The sequence below is a fragment of the Photobacterium piscicola genome, from assembly GCF_900166965.1.
Taxonomy (GTDB): Bacteria; Pseudomonadota; Gammaproteobacteria; order Enterobacterales; family Vibrionaceae; genus Photobacterium; species Photobacterium piscicola.
On sequence record NZ_FUZI01000032.1, the window covers coordinates 1 to 1,359 of the forward strand.

Here is a 1,359-nt window from a genome sequence, read left to right on the forward strand (position 1 = left end):
CGATTGCTACCGATGGTGTTATCAACGCAGATGAAGCGCACAGCAAAGTCCCGGTCACGGGGACCGTGGGCGCAGATGTTAAAGTCGGCGATACCGTTACGGTCGTTGTTGATGGTCAAACCGTGGGCACCACAAAAGTTGTGGAGCAGGACGGCAAGTTAACGTGGACGGCAGAAGTCGATGGCAGTGTTTTAGACGGTGCGACGGCTGATAGTGTGACGGCAACCGTCACCACCACGGATGAGGCGGGCAACAGTGCCACGGCGACGGACGATCACCCTTACAACATTGATACTGACATTGCGGCAGCGATCACTATTACCTCGATAGCTACCGATGGTGTTATCAACGCAGATGAAGCGCACAGCAAAGTCCCGGTCACGGGGACCGTGGGCGCAGATGTTAAAGTCGGCGATACCGTTACGGTCGTTGTTGATGGTCAAACCGTGGGTACCACAAAAGTTGTGGAGCAGGACGGCAAGTTAACGTGGACGGCAGAAGTTGACGGCAGTGTTTTAGACGGTGCGACGGCTGATAGTGTGACGGCAACCGTCACCACCACGGATGAGGCGGGTAACAGTGCCACGGCGACGGACGATCACCCTTACAACATTGATACTGACATTGCGGCAACGATCACTATTACCTCGATTGCTACCGATGGTGTTATCAACGTAGATGAAGCGCACAGCAAAGTCCCGGTCACGGGGACCGTGGGCGCAGATGTTAAAGTCGGCGATACCGTTACGGTCGTTGTTGATGGTCAAACCGTGGGCACCACAAAAGTTGTGGAGCAGGACGGCAAGTTAACGTGGACGGCAGAAGTCGACGGCAGTGTTTTAGACGGTGCGACGGCTGATAGTGTGACGGCAACCGTCACCACCACGGATGAGGCGGGCAACAGTGCCACGGCGACGGACGATCACCCTTACAACATTGATACTGACATTGCGGCAGCGATCACTATTACCTCGATTGCTACCGATGATAATGTAACCGGACCTGATTCTGAACAGTCCCAAGCGATCATCGGTACGGTTGGCGGCGATGTGAAAGCGGGCGATTGGGTAACAGTGACCCTTGATGGTAAAACGTTAGGCACCGCCGAAGTACAAGCGGATAAGTCATGGCGTTTGTCTGTTGATGGCAAGGTCTTGTTGGATGCGAAGACGGATCATGTTGGCGCGACAGTGACCACCACCGACACCGCAGGCAACAGCAAAACCGCCACGGCTGAGCATAATTATACGGTGGATGTTAACGCGACTATCGATATCGATAAGATCACTGGCGATAACGTCATTACTCAACAAGAAGGCCATCAGCAGAGCATTGCGATCACCGGTACGGTGGGCGGTC

At 54.4% G+C, this 1,359-nt stretch carries 1 protein-coding gene; it reads left to right on the forward strand.

Annotation, left to right across the window (positions count from 1 at the left end; all coding sequences use genetic code 11):
- Positions 1-1,359 (forward strand): Ig-like domain-containing protein (locus tag CZ809_RS20580; protein ID WP_144396224.1); only part of this gene is annotated, 1,359 nt, incomplete at both ends.